This is a genomic window from Candidatus Poseidonia alphae (assembly GCF_943787815.1).
GTDB lineage: Archaea > Thermoplasmatota > Poseidoniia > Poseidoniales > Poseidoniaceae > Poseidonia > Poseidonia alphae.
In genome coordinates this window covers 162,186-188,815 of record NZ_CALSNW010000002.1, presented here as the reverse complement: position 1 = coordinate 188,815, position 26,630 = coordinate 162,186, and the positions used below count along the sequence as shown (strand labels likewise).

The following is a 26,630-nucleotide window of genomic DNA, read 5'->3' as shown; positions in this document are numbered from 1 at the left end:
CCCCTCATTTGCTTTGCTTATCTGTCACGAAGCGCGGGAATTTACCATCCGAAGAATTTTGCACGAGAATATCCAAAGGAAAGGAGGACCGGTATGACCCGCTTGGTGAACAAAATCGGTTTCCTAACCAAGATTCGTAACCCAATGACCACCTTATCCAAAGGACTCATGTTTCCAAGTTCTTCTGGGAGGCACCGAGCCATGGTTGACATCTCCTCATCGGTCAAATCGTAAAGGGCTGTTTTTCCTTTCAGAATTTTATGGTAAGGAGGAAAACGTTTCTTCCAAGCCTGCTCATACATCATCAAGCGTTTGTTGCTTAGATCGTCTTCTTTAATCGCAGCAGCGATGGTTTGAGCTGCCTCTCTCCCGGACCAAAGCGCAAGGTGGGTGCCTCCTTCAAACAACGGAGAGGTGAACCCTGCAGCATCTCCTACGAGAATAATTCCTTCACCCACCGTCGTTTTACGGGGTCCCGATATTGGAATGGTTCCCCCAAACGGACGGATTTTGATGCCCTCTGCACGCCAGGGGGGATTTGCAGTAGGTTTGTCTGCAAGGTAGGTGTCTTCTATGAACGAGTTGAGGTACTTAATGGCCCCTTTCTTATCGGTCGTAACCAGCCCAACATTGGCCCGTCCGCCCTCTTTCGGAATCATCCAAACGTACCCGTGCGGCGAATACTTTGGCCAGAGGTAGAAATCAAGATACCCGTCGTTGGGAACATCAAGCATCTCGTATTGGAATCCTGCGATGACTTCCACCTCCCCGCCCATGTCCAAGAGTTTTGATGCTGCGCCAGAAACGCCTGAACCGTCAATAACGGCTCGGCATTCGATAGGAAACTCGTCTCCTTTTCCGTCAATTTTCCAATTAGTAAATTGATTTTCGCTATTGTAAACCCTCTCCATTGAGGTCACACGGTGGTGAAGAAGGAGTTCAGCGCCTTGTTTGCTGGCCTCGTCACACAACCAACGCTCAAAAAGATGCTTTTCCAGCACATAACCTTGTTCGGTGAGGAGCTTTTCAGTACCATCGGGGAAAATCACTCGGATTCCTTTGACGTCCAAAGCCTTGACATGATCGGGCAATTCAAGGTCAAGGTTTTGCACCGCTAACTCGGAGAGGCATTCACCGCAATGAACAGGGGTACCAACCTCAGGGTCAGCTTCCAAAATCAGAGTGGAAAGTCCAGCCCTAGCAGCATGTAATGCAGCAGAACCGCCCCCTGGACCAGCGCCAATCACGACCACGTCACACGCTCTCATCCGACCCCTCTGTGTGAGAGAGAGCAGGGGAGGCACATGAAGAAAACGGTTGCTTCCAACGGAGGCGGCTCAACCCTCATCAGCACCATTAGCGCGAATACGGAGGTTCAAAGCCAAGAACGACCACGCAGGTTTGTGGCATGGAGAACCCTCAAGCGTTGGATGACTCACCTCGAAGACCGAGGAGAGTTAATTCGCATTAATCGGCCCGTTGATGTGGTTTACGAAGCCGGCGCCATCGCCGACCTCCTCGTGAAGAACGACGGCCCTGCAGTGGTGTTTGAACAACCACGACTGGCCAACGGAACGATATCAACCATGCCTCTAGCCATGAACCTCTTTGGCTCGCACGACCGGACCCTTCGAGCACTTGGGGCAAAACATGAAACCTCAATTGGAGACCGAATGGTAGCCATGATGAAACCCGATATCGGGGCCATGACCAAACGACCGTGGACGGCCCTACCCCTCGCAAGAGACGCCTTCGCAATGCCTCCCAAAAAGAAAAGAAAGGGCGCAAGTCAGCGTGTCCGCCTTCCTCTTGACCTCACAGCCCTACCCATACCCAAGACATGGCCGATGGACGGAGGGCATTTCGTCACCCTTCCTCTTGTCGTCACCAAAGACCCAACCTCGGGCGAACACAACCTTGGTATGTACAGAGCCCAAGTGTTTGGACCAAAGGAACTCGGTCTTCACTGGCAGATACACAAACATGCTGCTGACCACGCAGCGGCCTTAGGTCCAAAGGGGAAAATGCCGGTTGCCGTCTGCATTGGAGGACCGCCAGAACTGATTTTTTCAGCCATATCGCCACTGCCTGACAACCTTTCAGAGTATCAATTTGCAGGAATTTTAGGTCGCAAGTCGCTTCCGATTACGAAAGCCTTGACCCAAGACCTCATGGTGCCGGCAGAAGCCGACGTCGTCATTGAGGGCTACTGTATTCCCGGAGAAACTCGTACAGAAGGGCCGTTTGGGGATCACTTCGGTTTCTACTCCCTCACAGGACAATATCCCGTGCTCCATGTCACCGCAATTACGTGCCGAAAAGACGCTGTCCTCCCCGCCACCATCGTAGGGCTGCCTCCAATGGAAGACGGCTATCTTGGCGAAGCGATCGGCGGACAGTTCTCGCCAGTACTGCAATTCCAACATCGGGATGTTCGCTCCGTTCACCTGCCTCTCGAGACAGGATTTCACAACCTTGCCATCGCTGCCTCAAAACAGCGCTACCCGAGGCAGGCCAGGAAAACTGGGCTTGGGCTTCTTGGAGCAGGACAAATGATGTTTCTGAAAATCATGGCCATGGTGGACGAACATTCAAACACCAAAGATCTCGAATCATTCTTGGACGCCTTGAATGATAAAGTGGACATCTCGACCGATATCACTGTCCTCGATGGCATGGTAGCCGATTCCCTCGAAGCCGCAAGTCCGTATGAAAATGTACATTCCAAACTCCTCATCGATGCAACGACGCTGGCAGCCGCGGACCCAAGAAGTACACATCAACCTCTTGAGGGCTCTTTTTCTGAAGAAGCACCGGCTTGGAGGCAGGGTTCGGAACAGCCCCCCTCCTTCACGAACATAGAAGCGGTCCGAGCGCTACCAGAAGTCGTACAGGCACGCATGCTCCGAGGAAGCATGCTCGTTGTCACCACCAATGTTGTCGGGACCCCCTCCCCTGAACTCGGCTCAAGCGACTCAGACGATGAGGCAGAAGGTAAACGCAGAGACAAGGTAGCGCAATTGAAAGAATCAATCTGGCAATTGGAAAGTTCTAACAACTTGCGCTGGTTGTTCATCACCAACAGCGATGTTGACTTGGATGGGCCAAAGGCTCGTAGACGGCTGCTTTGGCAGTTGACCTCTCGTTTTGATGTGGGCCGAGGACTGTCATTTGACGCAGCCCGCCAACGGCTCTGCTGGGACGCAACCACTCCGATTCCCTCGTCTGCGTTCGGCGTGCGCAGATGGCCTGCTATCACCCTACACTCCCCTGAGACATTGGAAAAGGTGGCACAGCATCCTGAATTAGAATCATATGAGTGGCCCCCTCACCTTTCCTTTGGGGGACCTGAGTGATGGACGTCAAACAAATCATGACCTTCATCAAAATCGAACATACCTTGTTCTCCCTGCCGTTTGTACTCATTGGATATTTTATCGCCCACGACCAATTCAACAGCTCTCCCGGCATTGACCTTCTGTGGATACTTCTCGCTGCAGTGGGTGCCCGTGGTCTTGCGATGGCACTGAACCGAATCATTGACCGAGACATCGATGCAGCAAACCCCAGGACGCAGGGGCGCCATTTGGCCTCAGGCTCAATGAGCCTACGGACAGCGTGGGGCCTCGCTGGGGGATTCCTTGTTTTGCTGCTTGTAAGCGCAGGCATGCTCAACCAGGTGGCCCTCATGATGGCGTGGTTGCCCGTCCTGACCTTTGTCGTCTATCCGTACATGAAACGGTACACGTGGTTGTGTCACTTTTGGCTCGGCCTGTGTTTGGGTCTTGCCCCTGCAGGTGCTTGGGTCGCCGTTGCAGCGGATGTACACGGGTGGGCTGCCATAACTGGGATGTTTTCTACGGGTACAGAATACCTTTGGGCTCCAACGATCCTACCGATTTCAATTGGAGTGATGCTCTGGATTACAGCCTTTGACATCAATTACGCCCGAATGGATGTTGAGAGCGACCGGGAACAAGGCATTCATTCGTTTCCATCTACCTTTGATGAAGAAGCCACCACTCGTACAACCGTTCAACTCACCTTACTCTGGTTTGCTTGCTTTGCGATCTCCGACCCGATGGACGGGATATGGTTCCTTGGGGCTGCAGGCATCATGGCCGTTGTGAACATCTGGGTCGTGCTGGCCCGTGAGAGGTTTGTTGATTTTCAAACCGTCTTGTTCCGTGCGTCCATGCTTACCGGATGGGTCTTGCTTGGAGCTTTATTGCTTGGCTTCGCTGTTGATGTTCCGGTGGGCACCGATTGAACAAGAAAGTAAGCTGAATTCATTCTGTTTGATTTGCAAAGAGCCCCTTTGCTCACACGGGTAAGCAGACGGTACCGTGACGATTGCGGGTAATCGTAAGGGGGCCCTGACGATTAGACTCTCAAGAGCCTTTGTTTACGGATATCTTTTTGCTTTCCTACAATCCTTACATCGCGCTCTCGGTTTGCTATTTTTCCAGCCGAAACTCTCTGATATGTCACTTCCAACAGCAACATAGTCACAAACTGAACAACGGGCGTGGAAACCCAATTTTCTGCCTGAATCATAACCTCCATCATCATCATCATCATTATCGTCATCATAATCGCCATCGTCATCATTAGGTTCGTCGTGTACAGAACATCCTTGACAACAATTTCCACATTCGTTATTATCACACCGATTGGACCCTTGATTGCCACAATGACACCACAGTGCTTCACCCCTATATTCCGGGCAATCAGTGTTGGCACATCGCCAATTTTTATCATCTGAAGTGTCTAAGATATGTTTACAAGAACGGCAAATCGGGTCCGCATTTCTGAGAGGCCCATCTCGGAATTTTTTATCAAGAAAATTTTTCTGATTCAGAAATTTCTTGACCCCTTTATCACTTGTGTCTTTCTTCCTCCTCGACAACTCCTTCCAACCGGGCCGACCAAATTTTTCATGATCACTATGTCGTAAGCACCTCTCGCCATCGCAGCATTGACCACACATTCCCTTAAAGCAGAGAGGAGTAGGTTGATTTCTACATCTACTGCGAGGATGAAATGCACAATTGCTTGAACATATACATGCACCCTCCTGTCGTTCATCTTCCTCTTCCTCGTCATGTTCACAGTTATCAGTTACACAACTTCCGTTTTCGTCTATGTGGTGCCCACATGTAGAGCAGAACCACTCATCATCTTCATCTGGGCCAATAGTATCCAATGTCCTACAATGCTTGCATTCGATGTGCTTGTTAGCATCTAATTGAGTAGTCGGTGCATTCCAGTCGATGGGTGCGTTCTCATCAATTAATCCCATCCCTGTACTGCCTAGTCTAATTGACCCCCCATACTTGTGATGGCATGCACTGCACAAAGCAACAACAGGTGTTCCACCAAGGCCGAAAATATGTTTCAACACTTCGTTTGTCCAAGAAACTCTGAGATGACATCCCTCAAATTGATGAGTGATTGAGGTGTTTTCACATCCTGAAGCTGGACATGTTATTGTGAAGTCTTTGAGTGGATCTCCATCATCAACCAACCCATGTGCAATTCGGATTTCCTTTATCCACGAATATCTTGAGGTGCTATCAGAAGAGCCCTCATGGTGTTTGTAAACACCTGGATCTGCCTCCCATGCATCATAAGCCATAATTATCGTAAATGTATCACAGATATAGCATTAAAGGGCGTTCTAGAAAATGGAGTAATCCATATTTTTTCCTTTATGTAGTGATTCAAAGGATTCTGCCATAACACCCACGCGCTCACAATTGCTGAATCAATGGGCTCGCAGTGGGCTGCCTCAGACGCTACCGTTAGTATGGATGGTTATGCAAAGGGATTTTTATTATATTTAGAAAGTCTGATTTCTTCTTTCATCCTAAGTGGCGCGTCAAGTATGTCCTCTACATGAGTATAGAATATAGTGAAGTATCAATTTTACAAAGATAGAATACATTCTATCGTCACACGTGGCCCAACCATGACAGAGATTGTCCATTCTATGGCATTGACTGTTGAACTTTTGATTTCTGGACTCCTGATGTTTTGGGGATACAGAATGATGAAGGAAGGTTGGATTAGACAAAGGAAGTTGATTTAAATGGAAACAATGCCTACTTACACAAGGTCTTGGACGGAAATTGAGTGGATGTTAGCAGAAGCTCAAGAACAAGTGCTGGAGCAAAAAGCCAAGTTCAAACATCGCAAACGAGTTCGAGACAAGGAGGGTTGTCGTAGAGCGGCTGCTAAATTTGCCCGTGCCAAAGGTATGGTCGATGTATTGACTTGGGTTATTGGAGGAAAAGCCGCTCCAGATCCAATGGCTGGGTTCGAAGAAGTCGGTGAGAGCCTGTTTCTTGGAGATAGGTTTCGTTCCTACATGGACAGAATCTGATTCCCAAATGCCAACATGCGGCTACGTACGGGTGATTGGAAGGGCCTCATTTGCATAGGGAGAGTTATGATGGTGAAACTTGTGGGCATTATCATGACAAAGACTCCCGAGGAATACTGGTCGAGGTTCGTTCCTGCTGCTGAAGATGCAATTGATAATCAAACTCAGGTTCCATCGCCTTCGGGAAGAGCGACATATCGAATTTGGAAATACAATCACCAAGAAGAGAGGCTTTTCATCGAAAATGAGAACACTGGTAGGAAGAATTCCTCGTTAGGAAAACAAGAGTTTCTTAATTCAATAACAAGATTGTTGGATGCCGGTGGAGTTGTTGATTGTGGAGGTATGAATTCTGTTGGAATACATGAGGCAGTAATGGCAGCAATTCATCCATGGTTGGATACAGACGGAGAAGTAATCCGTTCAACGGTCTAATCTACTAACAAATCAATTCGGATGAGTTGGAAGGGGTTATCCCAAACCACTCTGCATGACTGTTAGCAGTTGGAAGGGTCACAGTTGGCCAGTCGGAACGGTACCTTCTGACAAGACGGCTGAGCAAACAGTCCCGTTGAAAATCAAGTTCTTGAATTTGAAACAACGAATGTACTGTAGCACCGAGAAAGGTGATTAATCCGATGATTTCTGCCCAAGATGCAGCGGTAGAGAGGCCCTTACCTGTAAAAAAAAATATGGGGGTTTAGAATTGCATCCGAGAATATGTTCTGAAAAAGCAAGAAATGGGAGTGGAATGTTCATGTGCTGAACCGTGAACCCAAAAACATGAACCCTATCGTGAAATCTCTACTGGAATTTAATGAAGCCTTTGACATTCCAAAACTTGAATCTCCGGCCTTAGGCCCGAACGAGTTGATTGAACTTCGCATCAAACTTCTAGAAGAAGAAGTCAGAGAATATGCAGAAGCAGCCCGTTCAGGCGATTTAGTTGAGGTTCTCGATGCGCTTGCTGACATTGGATACATTCTTGCTGGAACCATCATCAATCATGGCATGCAACACATTTACGACGATGCTTTCAATGAAGTTCACCGCTCAAACATGGCCAAACTGGTGGATGGAAAGGTCCTACGAAGGGAAGATGGCAAAGTCATGAAACCCGAAGGGTGGCAGCCACCACAACTTGCTCAGTTCCTTCCTTCAGATGACTGAGAAGGTTCACATGGTTTCATGAAAGATGAGGTTCTCGTCTGCGCTATGACGCGACCTGTTGCATTGGTTACTGGCGGAGGCCGCGGCATAGGTGCTGCGATTTCCGATCGGCTCGCTGCAGATGGATACGATGTTTTGTTGACATACAATCAATCCTCAAAACCAGCTGAAATGATCGTTGATGCCATCCGTGAACGTGGAGATGATGCACTCGCAGTCAAGGTTGATTGTGCTGATTCAGGGGAAGTTGGACTTCTCGGACAACATCCGTGGATGGCCCGTAAAATCGAAGTGTTGGTGCTCAATCACGGCATCTACAACCGTATTGAAGGACATAAAATGACCATGGACGACTTGGATAATACGATGAAAACCAATTTCGAAGGTGCAGTAGCAGTTTGGAAGGCGGTCCAGCCCCATCTTTCCGATGACGCTAGAATGGTTGTTGTTGGCTCTCAACTTAGCATTCGAGGCTCCCCTCACGGCGCAGATTACTCTGCGTCAAAGGCGGCTCTTTCAGCGTGGGCACGCTCATTGGCCCAGTCTGTGGGACCAGAAGGGAAGCGAGTGAATATCCTAGCACCCGGATACGTTGACACCGATTTATTGAGTGGCGACTCACGTGAAAAGCGATCGCAACGAGAAGGTGAAGTGCCGCTGCAGCGAGTAGGGACTGCTGAAGATATGGCCTCAACTGTTTCGTTCCTTGTAGGTCCTGATTCATCGTACATCACCGGAGCAATTCTTCATGTTAACGGTGGACTTTATCTCCCCTAATCGTGCCATAAGAGGGATTGCTATGGCTGAACAATGGGACGATGCAGGTGCATTTGAGGATGAGGCTGACCGCTTAGTTGGCGAGGTTGACCTGATCGAACGTAATCCCTTCGACCTTTCAAAAGCACTTGAAGGGGCGGCCTTGGATGAACTAAACCCGTCAGTGAAGAAGTTTGAGTTGCATGCTGAATTCTCGCCCGATGGCGACCAGCCAAAAGCAATTGAAAATTTGATTTCTCAATTGGAAAATGGCCAAGAAAGATGTGTTCTTCTCGGCGTGACCGGTAGCGGCAAAACCTTTGCAATGGCTCACGTCATTCAGAAACTTAACATCCCCACCCTCATCATGAGCCATAACAAAACGCTGGCACGGCAGCTCCATCAAGAGATGGTTGGATATTTTCCCAAGAATGCCGTTGAGTATTTTGTCTCCCACTATGATTACTATCAACCGGAAGCATACCTTGCAAAACGTGATCTTTACATCGACAAAGAATTAAGCATCAACGAGCGAATTGAGCAGGAGCGCTTTGCTGCCGTGGCTTCATTGGTGACCCGCCCTGATTGCGTCGTTGTATCTTCTGTCTCTTGCATTTATGGACTCAATCCCCCGGAAACGTTCCTCGAATATCACGTCCGATGTGCAGTAGGGCAGTTGATTGAGACCAGTGACTTACTAAGAGAACTGATTGAACTTCAATACCGGAGGACGACAACCGATCTCAACCGTGGCGAATGCAGAGTTCGGGGCGAGGTCATCGATGTATGGATGCCAAGCCGAGATGACCCGTTGCGGATTGTGTTTGATTTTGACGGAATAAAGAGCATCCAAATTTGTGACCCCGTCACCTGGGACGTCTTGGATGAGTTGGATGAAGCCTGGATTCATCCAAAGGAATTCTTCATGACGAGCCCAGAACGTTTCGAAGCCGCGCTTGAATCCATTGAAACCGAACTGAATGCTCGCAGTAAATTCTACGCACGAGAAGGGAGAGAACTTGAGCGCTACCGCATTGAACAACGCACTGAATACGACCTTGAAATGCTGCGTGAAATTGGACACTGCCAAGCGATCGAGAATTATTCCCTTCACTTCGACGGGCGAGAACGTGGCCAACGCCCCTACTGCTTGCTGGATTTCTTTGCGGCATGTGCAAATCAATTTCATGGAAACCCCGAAAAGTTTCTTGTGATCATGGACGAATCTCACGTGAGCCTCCCTCAAGTCGGAGGCATGTACCACGGAGACCGCTCAAGAAAGGAGAGCCTCATAGAACACGGATTCCGTTTGCCAACAGCCGCAGACAATCGGCCCCTCAAAATACCCGAGTTCCAAAGTCTCGTCCCACAGATGGTATACGTCTCAGCCACGCCCGGAGAACGTGAACTCCGCCATCTCTGTGAGATTACAGGCCAGTCTCTTCCAAAGGGCCTAGAGCACGCTACAAGTCGGGGAGGAGCAGGACCTGCAGACCGGGATAAAAAACATCCAGAAGCTGAATCAATGTACGATATGCTTCAATCCATTGAGGGAATCGCCAAAATGGAACTGAGACCAACGGGATTGTTGGATCCTGAGATCGAAGTGCGCCCAACTGCCGGTCAGATCAATGACTTGCTCACGGAAATTAATGCTCGAATTGACCGGTCCCAGCGAACCCTTGTAACGGTCCTTACCATCAAATTCGCAGAGGAAGTCGCTGCCTACCTCAATCGCATGGGAGTTAAGGCACATCACCTGCATTCGGAAATTGACACGATTGAGCGTACAGAGATCATCAATGCTCTTCGCCATGGACACATCGATGTTATTGTTGGAATCAATCTCCTTCGTGAGGGTTTGGACATCCCTGAAGTGAGCCTTGTCGCCATCTTTGATGCTGACCGCCAAGGCTTCTTACGAAACGAAAGGAGTTTGCTGCAAACTATTGGACGTGCAGCACGAAACCAAGAAGGGAAAGTGCTTCTCTATGCCGATGGTTTTTCTCCCGCTATGGAGGCAGCCATACGGCAAACTCTGGAACGGAGGCAACGGCAACATGCCAACAACCTAGCCCTAGGGATTACGCCACGGACCATTGTCAAGGCCCTACCCGCCATGGGTGATACGACGGATGAACTCATCGCTGGAACAACCACTGGGGGAGATGGTTCTCGTCGACTCATAGCCAAAAAAGGTGGTCGGAAAGATGGGGATTGGGCACAACGATTGAATTTGGGCGCAGGGTCTTGGGCTTCGGCTAATGAACCTAATAATTCCTCAATAGAAAAATCAAATTTCCAATTGAAATCCTCTGATGACGGCCAATCTCCACCCACGCTATCCCCAAGCGAGCGGTCCGAATTGCTCACTGAACTGCGAGCGGAAATGGAGACGGCAGCGAAGTCCCTCGATTTCGAGCAGGCTGCTCGCCTTCGAGACCGAATTTATGAAATCGAACGCATGAACGAATGAGGCGTAAGTACAGCGTGAACACCTTCATGAAGCGGAGCCGCGAGGTCGGCCCATGGCGATTGACCCCCAGGACTTCGACACCCCTGTTGTAGATTATGACTTCTCCAAGGCCACTACGCCTCAGGAATTGATTCAGCAAATGGCCTCTGCAGGCGGGTTTACCGCTACTAAATTTGCAACGGCAAGGGAAATCCTGTCCCAAATGAAAACAGAGATTGACGCCGTGGATGCTGATCCAGAGCGAGTAACAAACTGGCTTTCATTCCCTGCCTGCCTGTGCGCTACGGGTACGCGCGGGTTCTTTGTTGAGGCCATTAAGCGAAAAATGTTCAACGTTGTTTCAACGACCTGTGGAACGCTGGACCATGATATTGCAAGGGCTTACAAAGACTACTACCACGGTTCGTTTGACTTGGATGATGTTGAACTTGGGGAACATTCCCTCATGCGCCTCGGTAACGTCATCGTCCCCAATGCATCTTATGGAGAGATCATAGAATCTGTAGTTATGCCTGTGCTCGAGGACATCTACAACGACCGCCTTGCATCTACCGGAAAGACCGGGGCAGACGCATGGTTAGGTTTTGGCTCAATTCACCTGGTATGGGAACTTGGTAAGCGCATAGGGACGCCGGACTCACTGATCTATTGGGCTGCTAAAAACAAGATTCCAGTGTGCATCCCCGGCATTACCGACGGCTCCATCGGAGCACAGTTGTTCATGTTCCGACAAAAACATCGCGATTTTCACCTTGATACTCTCGCCGACGAGCAAGTCATGAGTGACCTCACCTGGGACGTCGAGGCATCAAACGCCCTCATGGTTGGGGGAGGAATTTCCAAACATCACGTCATTTGGTGGAATCAATACCGAGGCGGACTTGACAGTGCGGTTTACATCACCACCGCTCCAGAACATGATGGAAGCCTGTCAGGCGCTCGCCTGAGAGAAGCGATTTCATGGGGCAAGATGAGACCAGAGGCACCTCATGTTTGTGTCGAAGGAGATGCGAGTTTGCTCCTCCCCCTTCTCGGTGCTGACCTTTTTAGCCAAGCATTTACCGAAAACTAGCTCATTTCGTAATCACGAGCGAGTTCGGCTACCAGGAGCATGAGGCTTTGCCGAAACGGTGTTCTTGGATTCCAACCCTCATTACTAACCGTTTCAAGGGATTCATGGAGCCTGTCGAGAGATGGACGGGGAAGGCGTTCTTGTGGGGACGCCAGGTCTTCAACTTCAACAACAGGTCCTTCGTCAGCCCTAAGGTGGGACAGATTGAATTGACCTTCACGACCGGCAATCGTTCGAGATACCAACATTTCAAATTCTGTCCACGTTGCCTCCATGGACCAATATCTACGGCCACAGACATTCATGGAACCTCCAACGGGGAATCCGCCTTTTATCAGGCGCAGAAGGCCTTCAGCGGCATCATCACAAGAGCACCAATAAGCGCCATCCAAACCGAGGTTTGGAGTCTCGCCATGAGTTGCACATTCCCACCATTGATGGAACATGGCCCCAGCTTGAGTCGAGGCGTCAGTTGTCAAGAGGTCAAGGATGTGAACTTGAAGGGAATCCCCCTGCATCAAAACATTGCGTGGCGTGAGATGGACGACGGGTACGCCTGTCTGATCATAAGAGCTGAGATCTGTCTGTTGGTCTGTAACATGTACCGATACAGACGCTGAGTCGTTCAATGGGCGTATGGCTCCAGGGAACTGCTCGAGAGCAGAAGCATGCTCTTTACGAACACGTGCAAGGTCAGATTCAGGGACCGAGAATTGGTGAAACTGTGGGATTCCACGCTCCATGAGCGTCCTAGCCAGTGGATGAGCGGCAGCATGAACTGCTATTCTCGCCTCATCGCCCATGCATTCCCCACATGATTCCCGTTCATGAAGGATTCCTTCACCATAATTTTAGCATAATAAATCACTTTCCAATATAAAATTAGTAAATTAAAAACAGATTTTATATTGAAAAAGGGCTCAATTGCATCAACCACTTACTCCATGTTTTCACACCGTTCACTGCCATTCAAATTATGTTAGGTTCAATAAGAAAACAGAACCTTTTTGATTTTCAGTTTTGAATTATTCATATTGGAAATACGCGCGTTATGCGACATTGAAAATTGAATTAAATTCTATATTTCAATTGGTTGAATGTAGTATTATGCGACAAATGCAATTGGAAAAGATATTTTTTTCGGGGAAGAGTATAATAGGCGTCGGTACTGAGCAATGGGTAAGCCGAACAAAATCGGCATGGAGATGGGAAATATGAGAAATACAGAATTTGACATTCAGGAGTTACTCCAACGTGATGTCTATGTGAACGAAAAGAAAGTAGGTACAATCGTTGGTGAGCGCCACCATCCGAATGAAGCACGAGTTCAATCGATGCGAATTCAAGTGGCACCAGAAGTCGCAGATGAATACATGCGGAAGCCAGCCGAACTTGCACCACTACCGAAGGAACTGGTGCACAGCATTCGTGGCGACGGAACCGTGAAACTTTCAAAGTCAATGCGAGAATTGCAACGACGATGGAGAAACACGGTTCGAATTGATGAGAAGCTCTACGCACCTGACGAAATGTTGGATCGTGCAGTCTTGGACAATCAAGGAGAAGAGATAGGCGTCATCACCCGGTTGTTCCGAGTAAAGCGCACTTACAAGGGAGTCATTGTTACAACAAGAATGCGTATCCAAAAGGAATTCGGCGTTGAATCGGAAATCCGTATTCCAATCACAGCATTGGCCCGAACACGAGAACGTTTGGATGAAGTCGTTCTTTCTCGAACCTTTGAGAAAGTCCTTCAGTTGCCGTCATTTGCAGCCATCAACTCGATGGAAGAAGAGTGAAACCAGAACAATCTGACGTTAACGTCTGTTGATTCTTTAGCCGTCATGCTTATGACGGGGGGTCCGGTCGGCGGGTTTACTATTGCGCGGGTGGCTTAGTCGGTTAGAGCACCCGGCTGATAACCGGGAGGTCGCAGGTTCAAGTCCTGCCTCGCGCACCAAACCTCTTCCGGAGATATTTCAATACGTTCTCCCTCGCAAAGAACATGAAGGGTCAGCGTACAGCACGACTTGAGGGGAGCATATGGTCGTTGTATCCGGCAGTAATTCAGGCCCTCTGGCGAGCCAACTTGCTGAATCACTTGGTTGGGAACACCATGTGTTGGAGACTCGACGATTTCCGGATACCGAGGGATACACTCGGATACCCACTGAAACGATCGAAGCCGTTCGGAAGGGTCCCGTTGTCTTGGTATCAAATACCTTCCCGGATTCGGGAATTGTTGAGACACTGCTTATGCTTGAATCTCTAAACGATGTACGGAGAGGCGAATTGCATAATTTGCGAGAAATCGGCCCTCAGACCCTACCAAACGTCGGAAAAGGCATTATTCTTGCAATTCCTTATTTCGGCTATTCCAGGCAAGATAAACGATTCAAACCGGGTGAGGCGATTTCAGCTCGTGCAATAGCCCACCTGCTCGCCACCAAGTGTGATGGAATGGTGGTCTTGGACATACACGCACCTGAAGTGTTGCAAGACCTCCCTGTGCCCATCTCGTTCACATCGGCTATGCCGGAACTTTCTGAACGATTGCAAGGGACGGTTGCTCCAGACTTCATCCTCTCCCCGGACAAAGGCGCCATTGACCGCGCAAGTCAGGTCGCATCGCTGATTGGTTGCGAATTTTCATATCTCGAGAAAACAAGAATTGATGCACACACCATCGTTCACAAAGCAAAGAATCTCGATGTCGCCGGCAAGAAGGTCGCCATCGTGGACGACATGATCGCCACGGGCGGCACCATCTGTCGAGCTGCAGAAGCACTGCGTAACCAAGGAGCCACCCAAGTTCACGCTGCATGTTCCCACGGATTGTTCACCGGAGGGGCGATTGCTCGGCTCCTGAGGTACGTTGATGGAGTCCATGCAACGGGCTCCTTATCCAACGCTGTGGACTCGATTCCAGGTGGCCCGGCTTTGTCTCGGGGCGTTCATGAAATATTGGACACGCTTGGCCTCAAACCATAACAGAACGGTTGACTGCTCACTGTTTCCTTCTATTGTTCAACAACACCGAGACCGATGCGACCTCCGTTGCGTTTATATCCGCGTGGTTCTGCGCATGGTTGCCCTTAACATGAGGAAGGAGATATTCCAATGAGTGTACATATAGCATTTGAAACCCCAGAAGACGTTGCTGACAAGATTTACGAGATGATCCAATCGAACACGAATGGACGCGTCAAGAAAGGCAGTAACGAAGTCACGAAAGCCGCAGAGCGAGGTACCGCCCAATTCATCATTCTTGCAGAAGATGTGAACCCTCCAGAATTGTTGGCTCACCTTCCATTGATTTGTGAAGAAAAAGGAATCCCATACGGATACGTCCCAAGCCAAGAATTCTTGGCTAAGGAAGCCGGACTCGCAAACGGTGTCAAGGCTGCTTCCATCGCAGTGATGGAAATCAACAAAGGCGCCCAAGAAAAATTCAACGAAGTTGTCGAACTCATCAAAGGCCTCAAGGCTTGAGATTTAATCGGAGATGAAGATTATGAGTGAAGAACTCGGTGGATGGCCAGCAGAAGTGGTCGAAATTGTAGGCCGAACCGGTATGACCGGAGAAGCTACTCAAGTCAAGGTGCGTGTTAACGACGCACCCAACCCAAGAGACGTGGGACGTATCATCAGCCGCAACGTGGTAGGACCAGTGCGAGTCGGTGACATTCTCATGCTCAAGGACACGGGACGAGAGGCCCGAAAGTTGAACGCACGGTGATGAACAATGCCAGAACGAAGAATATGCAGTTTTTCCGGAGAGGAAATCGAACCTGGAACCGGCATGATGTTTGTACGCAAGGATGGAAGCATCCTTTGGTTCAAGAGCAGTAAGGCTCGCAAGAACCAACTTCAACTGAAGCGTAACTCTCGCCGAGTGAAGTGGACCCGCCATTACGTCAAAGGCGGAATCCAGTGAACCCCTTCTGGGACCACGACTTCTCTCTTGCCGCACAGCAACGCCCTTAAACAGGTCACTTTTGGGTAGGTTTGGTGAACACCATGCAAACTACCTATGTGATGATTAAACCCGACGGCGTACAACGTGGACTTGTCGGAGAAATATTTGGACGATTTGAACGAAAAGGATTGAAACTCGTCGGTATGAAATCGATGGTTCCAACCGAAGAAATCGCCCGAACGCATTACGATGTTCACAAGGAACGACCCTTTTTCCCAGGCCTCATTAAATTCGTAACTTCCGGGCCCGTCGTCTGCATGGCATGGCAAGGAAAGGATGCTATTTCTGTTGCCCGTAAACTCATTGGAGCAACCAACGGACGAGAAGCTGACCCAGGTACAATACGAGGAGATTTCGGCATGGACATGGGTTACAACATGATCCACGGCTCCGATGCCCCAGAAACCGCAGAGTTTGAACTTGGACTTTGGTTCCCCGAAGGACTCATGGAATGGAACAACACCATGGGCACCTGGGTCTACGAGTGAACTCTCCTCCAATTGAGAGGCGGTGAAACCGATGTCTGACGCAGAAGAACCTGTGGAACATTCGGTTGAGGCTGACGAGGAACCGACTCGAGGCCATAACCGTCAGCCAATTGTTTCTGTCCTTGGTCATGTTGACCACGGTAAGACCAGTGTTTTGGACATGGTGCGGTCTGTTGGAAGTGAGCGACAAGCAAGCGTCATGGACAGAGAAGCCGGCGGTATTACACAACACATCGGCGCTACAGAAGTCCCCGCTGATGTGCTCAACGAAACATGTGCTGCAATGTTGGGCGGCAAGGCCTTCAAATCTCCGGGATTGCTGTTTATTGACACGCCTGGCCATCACTCCTTTGCATCATTACGCAACCGTGGTGGTTCGGTCTCAGATATTGCCGTCTTGGTGGTTGACATCATGGAAGGCCTCCAACCTCAAACGATTGAATCCCTCAATATTTTGAAAGAAACTCGGACGCCTTTCGTGATCGCTGGAAACAAGGTCGATCGCTTGCATGGATGGCGAACCGAACGTGGGCGCTCGTTCATTGAATCCTTTAGCGCACAAAGGGAAGACGTGCAGGCGCTTTTTGAAGACCGATACTGGAAAATCGTTGGACAGTTTTCAGAACATGGATTCAATCTTGAGCGATATGACAAGATCAGTGACTTTCGGCAAAATGTTGCTCTTGTACCCATGTCAGCGAAGGACGGTGAAGGACTTCAAGACCTTCTCGCCGTCACCGTCGGCCTTGCTGAACGTTTCTTGGAAGACCGATTGACCGACACATTGGGTTCTGCCCAAGGAACGGTACTGGAGATGCGAGATGAAGTCGGCATGGGGAAAACCATTGACGTCATCCTCTACCGAGGCCAACTCAAGATTGGTGATTCGATCATGCTCGCTGGTATTGACGGAGCCTTCACCACCCACATCAAGGGACTAAAGCGGCCACAAGGCATGGCGGAAATGAGGGATGCTGGGAAACGATGGGTCAATTTCGATTCTGTCGAGGCTGCATGCGGTGTGAAAATAGTTGCACCGAAACTGGAAGCAACCATTGCTGGTACAACGTTGCATCTTGCAAATACTGCTGAAGAACGCACAATTGCTGAAGAAGCGATACGTGGCGAATGGAGAAATATCTTCGATGCAATGCCAGTTATGTGTTCTTCGTGCAAAGAAATTTTCGCCCGTAAATCATTTCCAGACCATACGTCTACCGGAGAATGCCTTGGAGCAGAAGAAGAACGAAGTGGAGTTGTCATCAAGGCAGACACCGTTGGAGGGTTAGAGGCATTGGCTTTTGAGCTCCATCAACGAAACATACCCGTTCGGCAGGCAACCGTTGGCCCTGTAAACAAAAAGGATATTCTCATGGCCAAATCGGCCAATGACCCGCTTCAAAAGGTCATCCTCGGATTTTCAACCAAAGCTAACAGCGAAGTTTCTCAACAGTTGGACCAAGATGATTCTGAAGTGAAATTCATCGCCGGCCCCATCATCTATCATATTCTCGACGCATTCGAGGCTTGGGTTGAAGAGACCAAGAAGGCCATTGAGGAAGAGCAACGTGAAACCCTCGTATATCCTGGGCGTGTGTTGTATCTCAAAGACCACACGTTCCGGGCGAAAGGCCCTGCCATTGTCGGAATGCGTGTTCTGGGTGGACGGGTCCATCTTGGCCAACGCCTCATCAAATTAGACGGCACACCGGTTGGCCAAATCAAGAGTCTTAGAACTCGTGCGTCTGAAGAGGTCAAAGAAGCCATGCAAGGCGATGAAGTCGCAATGGCCATTCATGGGCCAACTGTCGGACGACACATCGAAGAATTGGATGAATTCTATGTTGATGTTCCTGAGCGCCATGTCAAGCGACTGAAGAAAGCTGATTTAACACCCATTGAAGAAGAAATTCTTGATGAAATCGTGAATTTACATCGTAAAGAGAACCACTTTTGGGGACGTTGAGCGGATTTATCAATAATTTCCTGATGAGCATTTTTGAAGACTGGAGCGCACACATTCATATAAGAAATGAAAAAGTATACAATTATCACTGGAGGTATTCTAATGGAAGCAGGAATTCAAGCAGGCGCTCAGGGAGTACGAACCCAAGATTTGATTGCAACTGTATCATCAATCTCACACAGTTTGATGAATGAAGTGAGCAAAGTGATCATCGGTAAGAACGAAAACCTCCGGAGAGTGACCGTAGGGATTCTTTCCAACGGAAACATGCTCTTGGAAGATTTCCCTGGACTCGCCAAGACCCTTCTCGCCAATACTTTTGCACGAGCACTCGGTTGTAAGTTCAAGCGTGTCCAATTCACCCCGGACTTGCTGCCCTCCGACATCATGGGGACGTACATGTACGACCAAAAGTCAGGAGAATTCAAACTTCGTGCTGGTCCTTTGTTTTCAAACATCCTACTTGCCGACGAGATCAACCGTGCCCCTCCAAAGACACAAGCAGCACTGCTTGAAGCGATGGAAGAAAAACAGGTCACCATCGAAGGAATAACCCACAAGCTTCCAGCGCCTTTCGTTGTTATCGCAACTCAAAACCCAATCGAGCAAGAAGGAACCTATCCACTTCCAGAAGCGCAAATGGACCGCTTCTTGATGAAGATGAGCATGGGATATCCTGACCGTGCTGAAGAAAAGGCCATTCTCGCCCGACGTAAACTTCGAGGAAAGGACGAGCACGAAGTGGAACAAATCACCTCACCAAAGAAAGTAGTCGCCATGCAGAAAGCACTGGAAACGGTTCACGTTGACCCAGCAATTCTATCCTACATCATTGAAATCGTTCAGCGAACTCGTGAGGACCACCGTGTCACAAACGGAGCCTCGCCCCGTGCAAGTCAAGCCCTGTTCAAAACCGGGCGTGCTGCTGCAGCGGTTGCTGGCCGAAATTATGTCATCCCCGATGATATCAAAGGAATCGCCTTACAGATTATTTCCCACCGTATCAACATGAAGCCTGAGGCAAAAATCCGAGGGATTACTGGAATGCACATCGTCCGTAAGATCCTCTCGGAAGTTCCAGTTCCTGTGATTCAACCAGCCTGATACTTGCCTCCTCAGGGCTTGCATTGAAAGAGGAGGGCTTGCCTAGGGTTTACTATGGGAGGTGACCGTGTGATGAACCCTTACAAGATGGTGATGGCTGTCGCCAATCAAAAAGGCGGTTGTGCAAAGACAACGACTGCTGTTAACATCGCAGCAGCCCTCGCTAAAGGGTCCCGTCGTCAAGGACTTCCTCCGGCTAAGGTGCTTCTCATCGACCTTGACCCACAGGGCAACTGTGCGACATCATTTGGCCTGGAGAAGAAGAAAATTAAGAAAACTGTTTATGATTTACTCGCCAACGATTCCGGTGAAGAACTTCCCTTGATGGAAGAATACCTTATTCCGCCTGAAGAGATTACTCGATCGATGAGGGAGGCTTGGTCCAATCGAAACGGGGGCAAAAAAATTCCCGACTCCATCAATGCAGGCCACCTATGGCTCTTGCCAAGCGACATCCATCTCTCTGGCGCAGAAATTGAATTGTCCCACAAGATTGGAAGAGAAACCCGTTTACAAGAAGCCCTTCTCCCAATCGTTGACGATTTTGATTACATTATCATTGATACTCCCCCGTCGCTTGGTCTGCTTTCAATTAACGCCATGTGTGCTGCAAACTGGGTCATGGTCCCCGTTCAAGCCGAGTATTACGCGTTGGAAGGCTTCAGTATGTTGATGAATTCAATCAAGATGATTCAACGGAGAATCAATCGAAATCTGAAAATATTTGGAATCGTCATGACCATGGTCGATGCGCGCTCTAAATTGAGCACATACGTGTGTGACCAAGTGAATAAGAAGATGCCCAATAAGCTGTTCAATACCACGGTTCGTCGCTTGGCAAAGGTTGCAGAAGCACCTTGGAGTGGAGCGCCCACCGTTATTCTCAACAAACCTACAAACTCGGGTGCCGGTGCTGGAAGTTTAGAATATTGGACCCTTGCAAAAGAAGTTCATCAGCGAGTCCAATCCATGCGACGAGAATTCGGGGTTGTTGAGGAATCCCGGCTTCGTCAAGAACGTAGCCTTCGTTAATCTTCTGCTCGACGCAAAGAAAATGCCGCCCAAATCACGCTTGTACCCTTCCATGCCTTCGCACAGGTTAAGTAGGCAGCCAAGTCAAGGGTTCATTGGGTATCTGTATGACAGGCGAAGGGATGACTTCAGTCAGTGTGAGCTATGAGATTCGTAGGCAATTGAACACCATACGAACGACAGGAGGACACCGTAGTGTTAACGAACTCCTTAACGAGATGATTCGGACGCATAAAATGCTCAAGATGAAGGGTGAAATTGACACGCTGCGAGAACGAATGAAGATGGCGGTTGATGTCGATGTGGACCACCTAGCTGAACGTTTGAACTTGGCTCCCTACAAGGTGTGATCTCCATGATGCTATGGCGCCCACCTGGTTATCGCTTTACGGCGAAAGAATTGGTTAAAGGCCTCTGTGGTGAAGATACTGACGAATCTAAATTACTGATGGCAGCCATCTATGGAAAAGTCGAGTTGTTCGCTGACTCTACTGCATGGAATGGATTTCTCTGGCTCGTTATGAGCACGTTCAAGGTTGATGGCAAGCCAATTTATTCTGGCGCTGAACTGGGTTCATTGAAGGAAAGTCTACCCATTGTCTGGGTCTAATTATCCCCGTACTTTGCTAACCACTCGTGACCGTACCAACGCCATTGGTCAGCAGTCCAACCGTCCGGCAGCCCACCCTCCGGGAGAGGAGGGGCTTCGTCGGGAATGGTTGCGTCCGGTGTTGCTTCAGGTTCAGATGGAGCGACTTGAGAAGGCATACCTGCAATGGATTCGATGCTTTCTTCATCGTAGGTCATGCTCGATGGCTCTGCAGCGTTGTCGCCGCCCTTGAGTTCCATATCATCAAAGCCATTCTTTTCAGGTTGGAAGTCAAGTTGTTTAACATCGTCATCCCAGATATCATCTGATATGATTCCGCCATCTGCAGACATTCCACCTTTCCCTTCGAGAGCCTCTTTGGAAGCATTTGTTGATTGAGAAGCGGTAACACCTCCGTACACCTTCTGTGTGCTGGTTTGCTTTCGCTTGTTAACGAGGAACGCAACGAGAAGAATGATTGCAGTTAATCCACCGAACACAGCAAGGCCGATTTTGATCACTTGATTCAAGGTATCCTCATCAACATCCAGGGGGGAATCGCCACGTGCTTCATCTTGTAGCGAGGCGTTCCATGCATAGAATCCGAGGGCTGTTTCGTTAACTAAGCCGTTCCTGTATGCTTGGTATGCAGGATTGTTCCAGCCAATGCATCCTTCAGAGGTGTCGTTTTTATTGTTCAAGCAGTAATCTTGCTCTGTTGCAATGTTTGGACTTGTATCGTCGTAATCGGCATTTGAACCGACTCCATCACCGTCTCCATCATAATGCTCGTTTGGATCTTTATCCATAAGGGGAGATTCTGTACGGTCAACCCATCCATCTCCGTCGACATCCAGGCATCCATAGGATGGAGTCTCAACGTAACCAATGGTACTGTTAGCATCAATTTCCCAAGCCTTCGTTGAAGTCCCATATTCCCAAGGACATGTATCAGGGGCTTCACCATCTGCATTATCCCCATACCCGTCACCGTCTTGGTCTTCCCATTGAGTTGCTTGTGATGGCAGGGCGTCTGCTCCGTCGATGGCTACCCAATCTGTATCTGGGTCGGAATAACCATCGAAATCCCCGTCAGGACAACCGAAGCGGTCTATGGTGGAGAAACCATTCACCGTCGGGCAACTGTCAGGTCTAAATCCCTCTGGATTGTCACCGTAATTGTCGAGGTCTGTATCGTTCCATTGAGTTGCTTCCTCTGGGAAAACATCTCCCTCTTGGCCGTTTGAATTGTCACCGTAACCATCTCCGTCCAAATCGCTCCATTGGTCTACGTTATTTGGGAACAGATCCGGGTTTGTTCCCGTGGGGTTGTCACCGTATCCATCACCATCAACGTCCTCCCATTGCGTAGCATCAGCAGGGAATGTATCCGGATTGAAGCCGTTGGCGTTGTCTCCATAACCGTCTCCATCGGCATCACTGGATTGAGTGGAGTCGTTTGGAAAATCATCGTTGAGGTCGTTGACTCCGTCCAGATCAGAATCCAAGTCATAGAACCGGATGGCAGAAGAGGTTGGAGAAGTTCCGGCGATGAAGAGTTGGCCAGAAAAGGTGCCTTTGAAACCGATAACATCACCAGTTCCAACATAGGTTTCCAATTCCGTGAATTCGGTAGAATTTACCAACGAGAATTGACCCTGTTTAGCGCCAATAGCAAACATTTCCCCATATACTCCCATGAACGTAATTTGCTTGGTATGGGGAAGATTGAGCGTGTCAACACTCCATGAATCGGTATCGAATTTGTAGACAGTCCCTCCAGTTGTTCCAGCAAGAAGCGTGCCGTTCGAAGTTTCTACAAGCGAGGAGATAATTCCCGTTGAATCCGTGATGGTATTGAGGAGGGCGCCCCCATTATCGTGAATGTAGATTTTCTTATCGTAAGATGCAATGGCAAGGCGTCCATCTGTTAAAATTTCGAACGCACTGATTCCAGATGAAATGGTTGTAGAACCGATACCGGTTGCCATGGACGCAGTATATTCCTCTGCTTTTCTTTTTCCAGCATATTGAGCGATCCATAAGTCACCTTGATGGTCCCATTCAACATCGTTAACGGGGTCTGGGAGGGTGATGTTTTCTGTAATTGATTCCGTACTCAACTGAACAACGTAAGCTCCTCCTTGGTGGGCAATTGCGACGAGCTCTTTAGCGTCATCAAGACGGGCATTCTGCGCATCTACCTCAAGGAAAAGTGTCCACTGCGCTGAAAGTATTCCATTGTTAAGGGCATTGATGCTGACGTTGCCATACGCATCAACGGTCAAGATTTTACCGTCATCAAGGACAGACCACAAGACCAATGCGCGGTCGAGTTCGTCGGTTTCGCCAGCATCAGTAATGTTGGGTAACTCAGCGCTTGCAAGGCCCATCGTTGCACTTTGAAGGCACAAAATTAAGATTGCAACCACAGTATATGCGCGCTTCATGATGTTACGGAAGTCACCGTATGATATGAAAAGCGCGTATGATTGTGAACGCCTCGGATGAGGTCATTCCTCATCTTCATCGTCTTTTGGGACCATTTTCTTTACCGGTTTTTTGGTAACCGGTGTCAATGTTCCTTTGACTGGACGCAATGCTGCAGTAGGTCGCCCTACCGATGAAGAAGGTGGCCCTCCTCGTTTCTTTGCCGGCATGAGCATATGGCCAACTGGTGTTAGAGTCGCTGATTCTACTGCATCTTCTACTGGAGAGAGAACGCCGCGAATTGGGCGGAGGGATGCTGATGGTTCAGGCTCTTCCACCTCTTCCGAGAGGTCGGATGGATGCTCGGTCTCGGACTCCACTTCCGGCATTATTTCGGGAATGGAATCCTCAGGAGGGAGTTCAGTTTCAGGCTCAACGACTGAAATTGGCTCCTCAACAACTGCTGGTTCTTCAACAACTGCTGGTTCTTCAACAACTGCTGGTTCTTCAACAACTGCTGGTTCTTCAACTGAAACAGGTTCAACCAATGGCTGGACTAAATCTTGCTCTACCTGGGCATCTTCCATTGCAATGTCTTCTTGTGGCGTAATCGTAGCAGGAGATTGTCCAATGGGCTGACGGATGCTGCGAACGGGTTGAGCCAGTGGCTGGCGTACATTGCGAATCGGTTGAACAACGGGTTGAGCGCTCACCAAAGGCTTCGCACTGGTTGACGGTGCTCTCATTCCGCTAAGACCCAAGCGGGCTTCAGGTTGATTTTGCTGGCCCATAATTCCACGCAAAGGTCGACCTGCTGCTGCACCAAGACCATCTGGCCGAGCTCCAAGTGCTGAAGGGTCCATGGCTCCTGAGCCAAATGCTGCTGGTGCTTGGCCTGATATTGATTGCATCCATTTTTGGCGCTTTTCGGCACGTGTATCGGTGGATTGCAACGCATTGAATTCCTTTTCTCTGCTTTGGAGTTCGGTTTCATCCATTTCAATCTCGGACTGAATTTGCTGACTGACTGCATCACGCATCTTTTCTTCAGCCATTTCCTTGAAGGAGTCCATCTTCTCTGAGAGTCCCTTCAAGCGGTCACGGATTTCAGCACGCTTCAAGCCAAGTTGGCCTTCAATTTCAGCACGAATTTGAGATTCACGCTTACGGACATCGATGAGAGCCTTGTTTCGCATGATTTCTTCACGCTTGTCAAGTTGGCGCTCAAGTTGAGTTGCAACTTCTTCTTCCTTGCGGGTCTTGAAGTCACGAAGGCGCTCTTCCATTTCAACTTCCAACTCAAGGGTGGTTTCTTCCTTGAGAAGGTCCAAGTCGGTCTCGTGAGTGAGGCGCTCGTTGCGCAGTTGTGCATCCACCTCAGACATGATCGCCTTCCTGGCCGCTGCTTCTCTGGATTGATATTCGAGATCAAGACGCTCTGTCCAATCGTTCTTATTGGCTCCATATTGGGCCTCCAGTTGGTCTCTGAGTTCTGCTTCCCGTTCGTATCGGTACCTTGAGAGGCGGTTTTGAATCTCGGCTTCTCGGGCATTGCGGTAGGTTTGGAATTCATGCTCCATGCGGTGTTCGAGTTCCGCTTCGATCTCATCTTGTAGGGAACGAGATATGTCATCCACTGCTTTGCTGAAGGTCAAGTCATACTTGGCCTTAAGTCGGGATTTTCGCTCGGCGAGTTTCGCCGATTGTTGTCCATCAAGCTCCTTCTCAATTTCAACACGTAGATCGCCCCTGCGCTTTGCAATGGCCAGTTCTACGTCTTCACGCATGCGCTCTTCGAGATTGTCGGTTTCCTTGCGAAGTTGATGCTCAATGTCGGATTGAAGCTGTTGAGCGATGTCTTCCTCAAGTCGCAAACTGCGTCGTTCAAATTCAACCTTTAAACGAGCTTCACGTTGCTTCAGCCGTTGACGAAGTTGTTGTTCGAGTCGTGTTCGAATACCTCGGCGTAATTGATCTTCTCGTTCAGAAAGAAGAGCAGCATGTCCTTCTTCTAGACGGGAAATCTCTCGCTCTTCCATTTCAACGAAACGCTCTTCCATCTCTTGTGTTAGCGTTGCTTCGATATCGCGGAGACGGTGTTGTAGTTCTTGGTTGTATTCAAGAGAAAGGCGTTCTTTTTGAATTGAAAGCCTGCGTTCGTGTTCTTCATGAAGTTGAGTTTCAATCGTTGACTTGATCTCATGCTTCCTTTCTTCGAGGAGTTTGTCCTGTTCAACTTCATGTTGATCCCTCAGAGAACCTACCTGTCGGTGGAGGCGGAGATCCAATTCCTGACGCATTCTGGATTCTTCTTGGGCCAATGCATCTCGTTCCAGTTGCTCAAGTTCCATTTCCATGTTGCTCCGCAACTCTTGTTCAAGGGCATCGAGGGTCATTTCATGTTGAGTTGCAAGGTCTTTGCTCACCGCCTCTTGCATGGCGTTGACTCGCTCTGTAATCGCTTGTTGACGAAGACGACGTTCTCGGCGCAAATCAGCCCGCAGTCGCTCTTCTTGTCGGAACCGAGCCTGGGTCCCCAACGCCTCGTCGAGGCTTGAAGTTGAACTTGATGTGAATTGGGAACGAAGCGAAGCAAGCGTGACGCGTTCCGTGTTCTCTCGACGCATCTGCGCAGCCTTCACGGCCTCGTTGTCGTGGCTTTCGCTCACTGTCATTGGAATCCCATCCACTTCTTCATGGACTTCTCTTCATAGATAAGGAGCGCGACGGAACCGGTGCATGAAGGAGCCCTTTCAACACCTAATTTTACCGCGCCGAACCTCAAATCAGAAGCGGACGGTGAATTCTGTGTCGCATGCTGGGCACTCTATCTCTCGCTGACCGGGTCGGCGCTTCATACGAAGCTGGCGATTGCATCCGGGGCAGGAGATCTCGACTCTTGGCGTCTGCTCTGCAAGCGTGAAGTATGTATCACACATGCCGCACTTCAATTCTGCGGGTCGTGAATCAACGCCTGCTACGAGGACTTTGGAACATTCTGGACAACTGACTTTTTCTTCCATCCATTTGCGGCGTGTGACAGGGTGCTCAATACGGACTTTAGCATCACAAAGGGTACAACTGATTTCTCCCAGTTTCATCGGGAGCATTCCGTCGCATTTGGGACATGAAAGCGGAGGAGGCGAAACTTTGGATTCAATTACGTGCTCGTCGGACATGTAA

Annotated in this window: 25 protein-coding genes and 1 tRNA gene; 20 read left to right on the top strand and 6 right to left on the bottom strand. The window is 49.2% G+C overall.

Features of this window, described 5'->3' with window-relative positions; genetic code table 11:
• Positions 1-41 precede the first annotated feature (41 nt).
• Positions 42-1,253, bottom strand: a complete 1,212-nt coding sequence (locus AAA857_RS04585) for an NAD(P)/FAD-dependent oxidoreductase (protein WP_338173584.1) — start codon at positions 1,251-1,253, stop codon at positions 42-44.
• A gap of 150 nt (positions 1,254-1,403) precedes the next feature.
• On the opposite strand from AAA857_RS04585, the gene AAA857_RS04580 reads away from it, so the two are divergent.
• The gene (locus tag AAA857_RS04580; protein WP_338173582.1) at positions 1,404-3,356 is read left to right on the top strand and encodes a UbiD family decarboxylase; all 1,953 of its coding nucleotides are present in this window, start codon (positions 1,404-1,406) and stop codon (positions 3,354-3,356) included.
• Complete coding sequence (locus AAA857_RS04575) at positions 3,356-4,270, top strand: 4-hydroxybenzoate octaprenyltransferase (protein ID WP_338173580.1); 915 nt, start codon at positions 3,356-3,358, stop codon at positions 4,268-4,270. The genes AAA857_RS04580 and AAA857_RS04575 overlap by 1 nt, the downstream gene beginning before the upstream one ends.
• 113 nt (positions 4,271-4,383) lie before the next feature.
• Here the strand turns inward: AAA857_RS04575 and AAA857_RS04570 are convergent, their stop codons facing one another.
• Complete coding sequence (locus AAA857_RS04570) at positions 4,384-4,761, bottom strand: hypothetical protein (protein ID WP_338173578.1); 378 nt, start codon at positions 4,759-4,761, stop codon at positions 4,384-4,386.
• A gap of 1,330 nt (positions 4,762-6,091) precedes the next feature.
• On the opposite strand from AAA857_RS04570, the gene AAA857_RS04565 reads away from it, so the two are divergent.
• From AAA857_RS04565 to AAA857_RS04540, 6 genes are all read left to right on the top strand, one after another.
• Positions 6,092-6,385 (top strand): hypothetical protein, encoded by a 294-nt coding sequence (locus AAA857_RS04565; protein WP_338173576.1) that lies wholly within the window; start codon positions 6,092-6,094, stop codon positions 6,383-6,385.
• Positions 6,386-6,451: 66 nt separating this feature from the next.
• Positions 6,452-6,820: a hypothetical protein gene (locus AAA857_RS04560; protein ID WP_338173574.1), complete on the top strand. Its 369-nt coding sequence runs from the start codon at positions 6,452-6,454 to the stop codon at positions 6,818-6,820.
• A gap of 348 nt (positions 6,821-7,168) precedes the next feature.
• Positions 7,169-7,555, top strand: a complete 387-nt coding sequence (locus AAA857_RS04555; RefSeq protein WP_338173572.1) for a nucleoside triphosphate pyrophosphohydrolase family protein — start codon at positions 7,169-7,171, stop codon at positions 7,553-7,555.
• A gap of 45 nt (positions 7,556-7,600) precedes the next feature.
• On the top strand, positions 7,601-8,332 hold the full coding sequence (locus AAA857_RS04550; protein ID WP_338173570.1) for an SDR family oxidoreductase: 732 nt from the start codon (positions 7,601-7,603) through the stop codon (positions 8,330-8,332).
• A gap of 22 nt (positions 8,333-8,354) precedes the next feature.
• Positions 8,355-10,787, top strand: a complete 2,433-nt coding sequence (locus AAA857_RS04545) for a helicase-related protein (protein ID WP_338173568.1) — start codon at positions 8,355-8,357, stop codon at positions 10,785-10,787.
• A gap of 52 nt (positions 10,788-10,839) precedes the next feature.
• Positions 10,840-11,859: a deoxyhypusine synthase gene (locus AAA857_RS04540; protein ID WP_338173566.1), complete on the top strand. Its 1,020-nt coding sequence runs from the start codon at positions 10,840-10,842 to the stop codon at positions 11,857-11,859.
• Here the strand turns inward: AAA857_RS04540 and AAA857_RS04535 are convergent.
• Positions 11,856-12,662 carry a hypothetical protein gene (locus AAA857_RS04535; protein WP_338173564.1) on the bottom strand — a complete coding sequence of 269 codons (807 nt, stop codon included), beginning with the start codon at positions 12,660-12,662 and terminating at the stop codon, positions 11,856-11,858. The genes AAA857_RS04540 and AAA857_RS04535 overlap by 4 nt on opposite strands.
• A gap of 411 nt (positions 12,663-13,073) precedes the next feature.
• Between AAA857_RS04535 and AAA857_RS04530 the strand changes: the two genes are divergently transcribed.
• From AAA857_RS04530 to AAA857_RS04475, 12 genes are all read left to right on the top strand, one after another.
• On the top strand, positions 13,074-13,658 hold the full coding sequence (locus AAA857_RS04530) for a hypothetical protein (RefSeq protein ID WP_338173562.1): 585 nt from the start codon (positions 13,074-13,076) through the stop codon (positions 13,656-13,658).
• Positions 13,659-13,742: 84 nt separating this feature from the next.
• Positions 13,743-13,819, top strand: a tRNA-Ile gene (locus AAA857_RS04525).
• An 83-nt stretch (positions 13,820-13,902) separates the two neighbouring features.
• Complete coding sequence (prs, locus tag AAA857_RS04520; protein WP_338173560.1) at positions 13,903-14,850, top strand: ribose-phosphate diphosphokinase; 948 nt, start codon at positions 13,903-13,905, stop codon at positions 14,848-14,850.
• Between the two features lie 129 nt (positions 14,851-14,979).
• Positions 14,980-15,351, top strand: coding sequence for a ribosomal L7Ae/L30e/S12e/Gadd45 family protein (locus AAA857_RS04515; protein WP_338173558.1), 372 nt, complete (start codon positions 14,980-14,982; stop codon positions 15,349-15,351).
• Between the two features lie 22 nt (positions 15,352-15,373).
• The gene (locus AAA857_RS04510; RefSeq protein WP_338173230.1) at positions 15,374-15,598 is read left to right on the top strand and encodes a 30S ribosomal protein S28e; all 225 of its coding nucleotides are present in this window, start codon (positions 15,374-15,376) and stop codon (positions 15,596-15,598) included.
• Between the two features lie 6 nt (positions 15,599-15,604).
• Entirely contained in the window at positions 15,605-15,796 is a 192-nt protein-coding gene (locus AAA857_RS04505) for a 50S ribosomal protein L24e (RefSeq protein ID WP_338173556.1), read from the top strand.
• 83 nt (positions 15,797-15,879) lie between these two features.
• Positions 15,880-16,326 carry a nucleoside-diphosphate kinase gene (gene ndk / locus AAA857_RS04500; RefSeq protein ID WP_338173706.1) on the top strand — a complete coding sequence of 149 codons (447 nt, stop codon included), beginning with the start codon at positions 15,880-15,882 and terminating at the stop codon, positions 16,324-16,326.
• A gap of 31 nt (positions 16,327-16,357) precedes the next feature.
• Entirely contained in the window at positions 16,358-18,292 is a 1,935-nt protein-coding gene (locus AAA857_RS04495) for a GTP-binding protein (RefSeq protein ID WP_338173554.1), read from the top strand.
• Between the two features lie 102 nt (positions 18,293-18,394).
• Positions 18,395-19,396, top strand: coding sequence for a MoxR family ATPase (locus AAA857_RS04490; RefSeq protein WP_338173552.1), 1,002 nt, complete (start codon positions 18,395-18,397; stop codon positions 19,394-19,396).
• Positions 19,397-19,450: 54 nt separating this feature from the next.
• Positions 19,451-20,428: an AAA family ATPase gene (locus tag AAA857_RS04485; RefSeq protein WP_338173550.1), complete on the top strand. Its 978-nt coding sequence runs from the start codon at positions 19,451-19,453 to the stop codon at positions 20,426-20,428.
• A 107-nt stretch (positions 20,429-20,535) separates the two neighbouring features.
• Complete coding sequence (locus AAA857_RS04480) at positions 20,536-20,778, top strand: hypothetical protein (protein ID WP_338173548.1); 243 nt, start codon at positions 20,536-20,538, stop codon at positions 20,776-20,778.
• A 5-nt stretch (positions 20,779-20,783) separates the two neighbouring features.
• Positions 20,784-21,038, top strand: a complete 255-nt coding sequence (locus tag AAA857_RS04475; protein WP_338173546.1) for a hypothetical protein — start codon at positions 20,784-20,786, stop codon at positions 21,036-21,038.
• Here AAA857_RS04475 and AAA857_RS04470 read toward each other — a convergent pair.
• The 3 genes from AAA857_RS04470 to AAA857_RS04460 all read right to left on the bottom strand — a co-directional run bounded on the left by AAA857_RS04470 (position 21,035) and on the right by AAA857_RS04460 (position 26,626).
• Positions 21,035-23,467 carry a hypothetical protein gene (locus AAA857_RS04470; RefSeq protein ID WP_338173543.1) on the bottom strand — a complete coding sequence of 811 codons (2,433 nt, stop codon included), beginning with the start codon at positions 23,465-23,467 and terminating at the stop codon, positions 21,035-21,037. The genes AAA857_RS04475 and AAA857_RS04470 overlap by 4 nt on opposite strands.
• 63 nt (positions 23,468-23,530) lie before the next feature.
• Positions 23,531-26,116, bottom strand: a complete 2,586-nt coding sequence (locus AAA857_RS04465) for a hypothetical protein (RefSeq protein WP_338173541.1) — start codon at positions 26,114-26,116, stop codon at positions 23,531-23,533.
• Between the two features lie 117 nt (positions 26,117-26,233).
• Entirely contained in the window at positions 26,234-26,626 is a 393-nt protein-coding gene (locus AAA857_RS04460) for a hypothetical protein (protein ID WP_338173539.1), read from the bottom strand.
• Positions 26,627-26,630 lie beyond the last annotated feature (4 nt).

Coding starts and splice junctions, on each gene's coding strand:
- AAA857_RS04575 (WP_338173580.1), top strand. CDS start 3,356: ATGGACGTCAAACAAATCATGACCTTCATCAAAATCGAACATACCTTG.
- AAA857_RS04570 (WP_338173578.1), bottom strand. CDS start 4,761: ATGATAAAAATTGGCGATGTGCCAACACTGATTGCCCGGAATATAGGG.
- AAA857_RS04565 (WP_338173576.1), top strand. CDS start 6,092: ATGGAAACAATGCCTACTTACACAAGGTCTTGGACGGAAATTGAGTGG.
- AAA857_RS04560 (WP_338173574.1), top strand. CDS start 6,452: ATGATGGTGAAACTTGTGGGCATTATCATGACAAAGACTCCCGAGGAA.
- AAA857_RS04555 (WP_338173572.1), top strand. CDS start 7,169: ATGAACCCTATCGTGAAATCTCTACTGGAATTTAATGAAGCCTTTGAC.
- AAA857_RS04550 (WP_338173570.1), top strand. CDS start 7,601: ATGACGCGACCTGTTGCATTGGTTACTGGCGGAGGCCGCGGCATAGGT.
- AAA857_RS04545 (WP_338173568.1), top strand. CDS start 8,355: ATGGCTGAACAATGGGACGATGCAGGTGCATTTGAGGATGAGGCTGAC.
- AAA857_RS04540 (WP_338173566.1), top strand. CDS start 10,840: ATGGCGATTGACCCCCAGGACTTCGACACCCCTGTTGTAGATTATGAC.
- AAA857_RS04535 (WP_338173564.1), bottom strand. CDS start 12,662: ATGGGCGATGAGGCGAGAATAGCAGTTCATGCTGCCGCTCATCCACTG.
- AAA857_RS04530 (WP_338173562.1), top strand. CDS start 13,074: ATGAGAAATACAGAATTTGACATTCAGGAGTTACTCCAACGTGATGTC.
- prs (WP_338173560.1), top strand. CDS start 13,903: ATGGTCGTTGTATCCGGCAGTAATTCAGGCCCTCTGGCGAGCCAACTT.
- AAA857_RS04515 (WP_338173558.1), top strand. CDS start 14,980: ATGAGTGTACATATAGCATTTGAAACCCCAGAAGACGTTGCTGACAAG.
- AAA857_RS04510 (WP_338173230.1), top strand. CDS start 15,374: ATGAGTGAAGAACTCGGTGGATGGCCAGCAGAAGTGGTCGAAATTGTA.
- AAA857_RS04505 (WP_338173556.1), top strand. CDS start 15,605: ATGCCAGAACGAAGAATATGCAGTTTTTCCGGAGAGGAAATCGAACCT.
- ndk (WP_338173706.1), top strand. CDS start 15,880: ATGCAAACTACCTATGTGATGATTAAACCCGACGGCGTACAACGTGGA.
- AAA857_RS04495 (WP_338173554.1), top strand. CDS start 16,358: ATGTCTGACGCAGAAGAACCTGTGGAACATTCGGTTGAGGCTGACGAG.
- AAA857_RS04490 (WP_338173552.1), top strand. CDS start 18,395: ATGGAAGCAGGAATTCAAGCAGGCGCTCAGGGAGTACGAACCCAAGAT.
- AAA857_RS04485 (WP_338173550.1), top strand. CDS start 19,451: ATGGGAGGTGACCGTGTGATGAACCCTTACAAGATGGTGATGGCTGTC.
- AAA857_RS04480 (WP_338173548.1), top strand. CDS start 20,536: ATGACAGGCGAAGGGATGACTTCAGTCAGTGTGAGCTATGAGATTCGT.
- AAA857_RS04475 (WP_338173546.1), top strand. CDS start 20,784: ATGATGCTATGGCGCCCACCTGGTTATCGCTTTACGGCGAAAGAATTG.
- AAA857_RS04470 (WP_338173543.1), bottom strand. CDS start 23,467: ATGAAGCGCGCATATACTGTGGTTGCAATCTTAATTTTGTGCCTTCAA.
- AAA857_RS04460 (WP_338173539.1), bottom strand. CDS start 26,626: ATGTCCGACGAGCACGTAATTGAATCCAAAGTTTCGCCTCCTCCGCTT.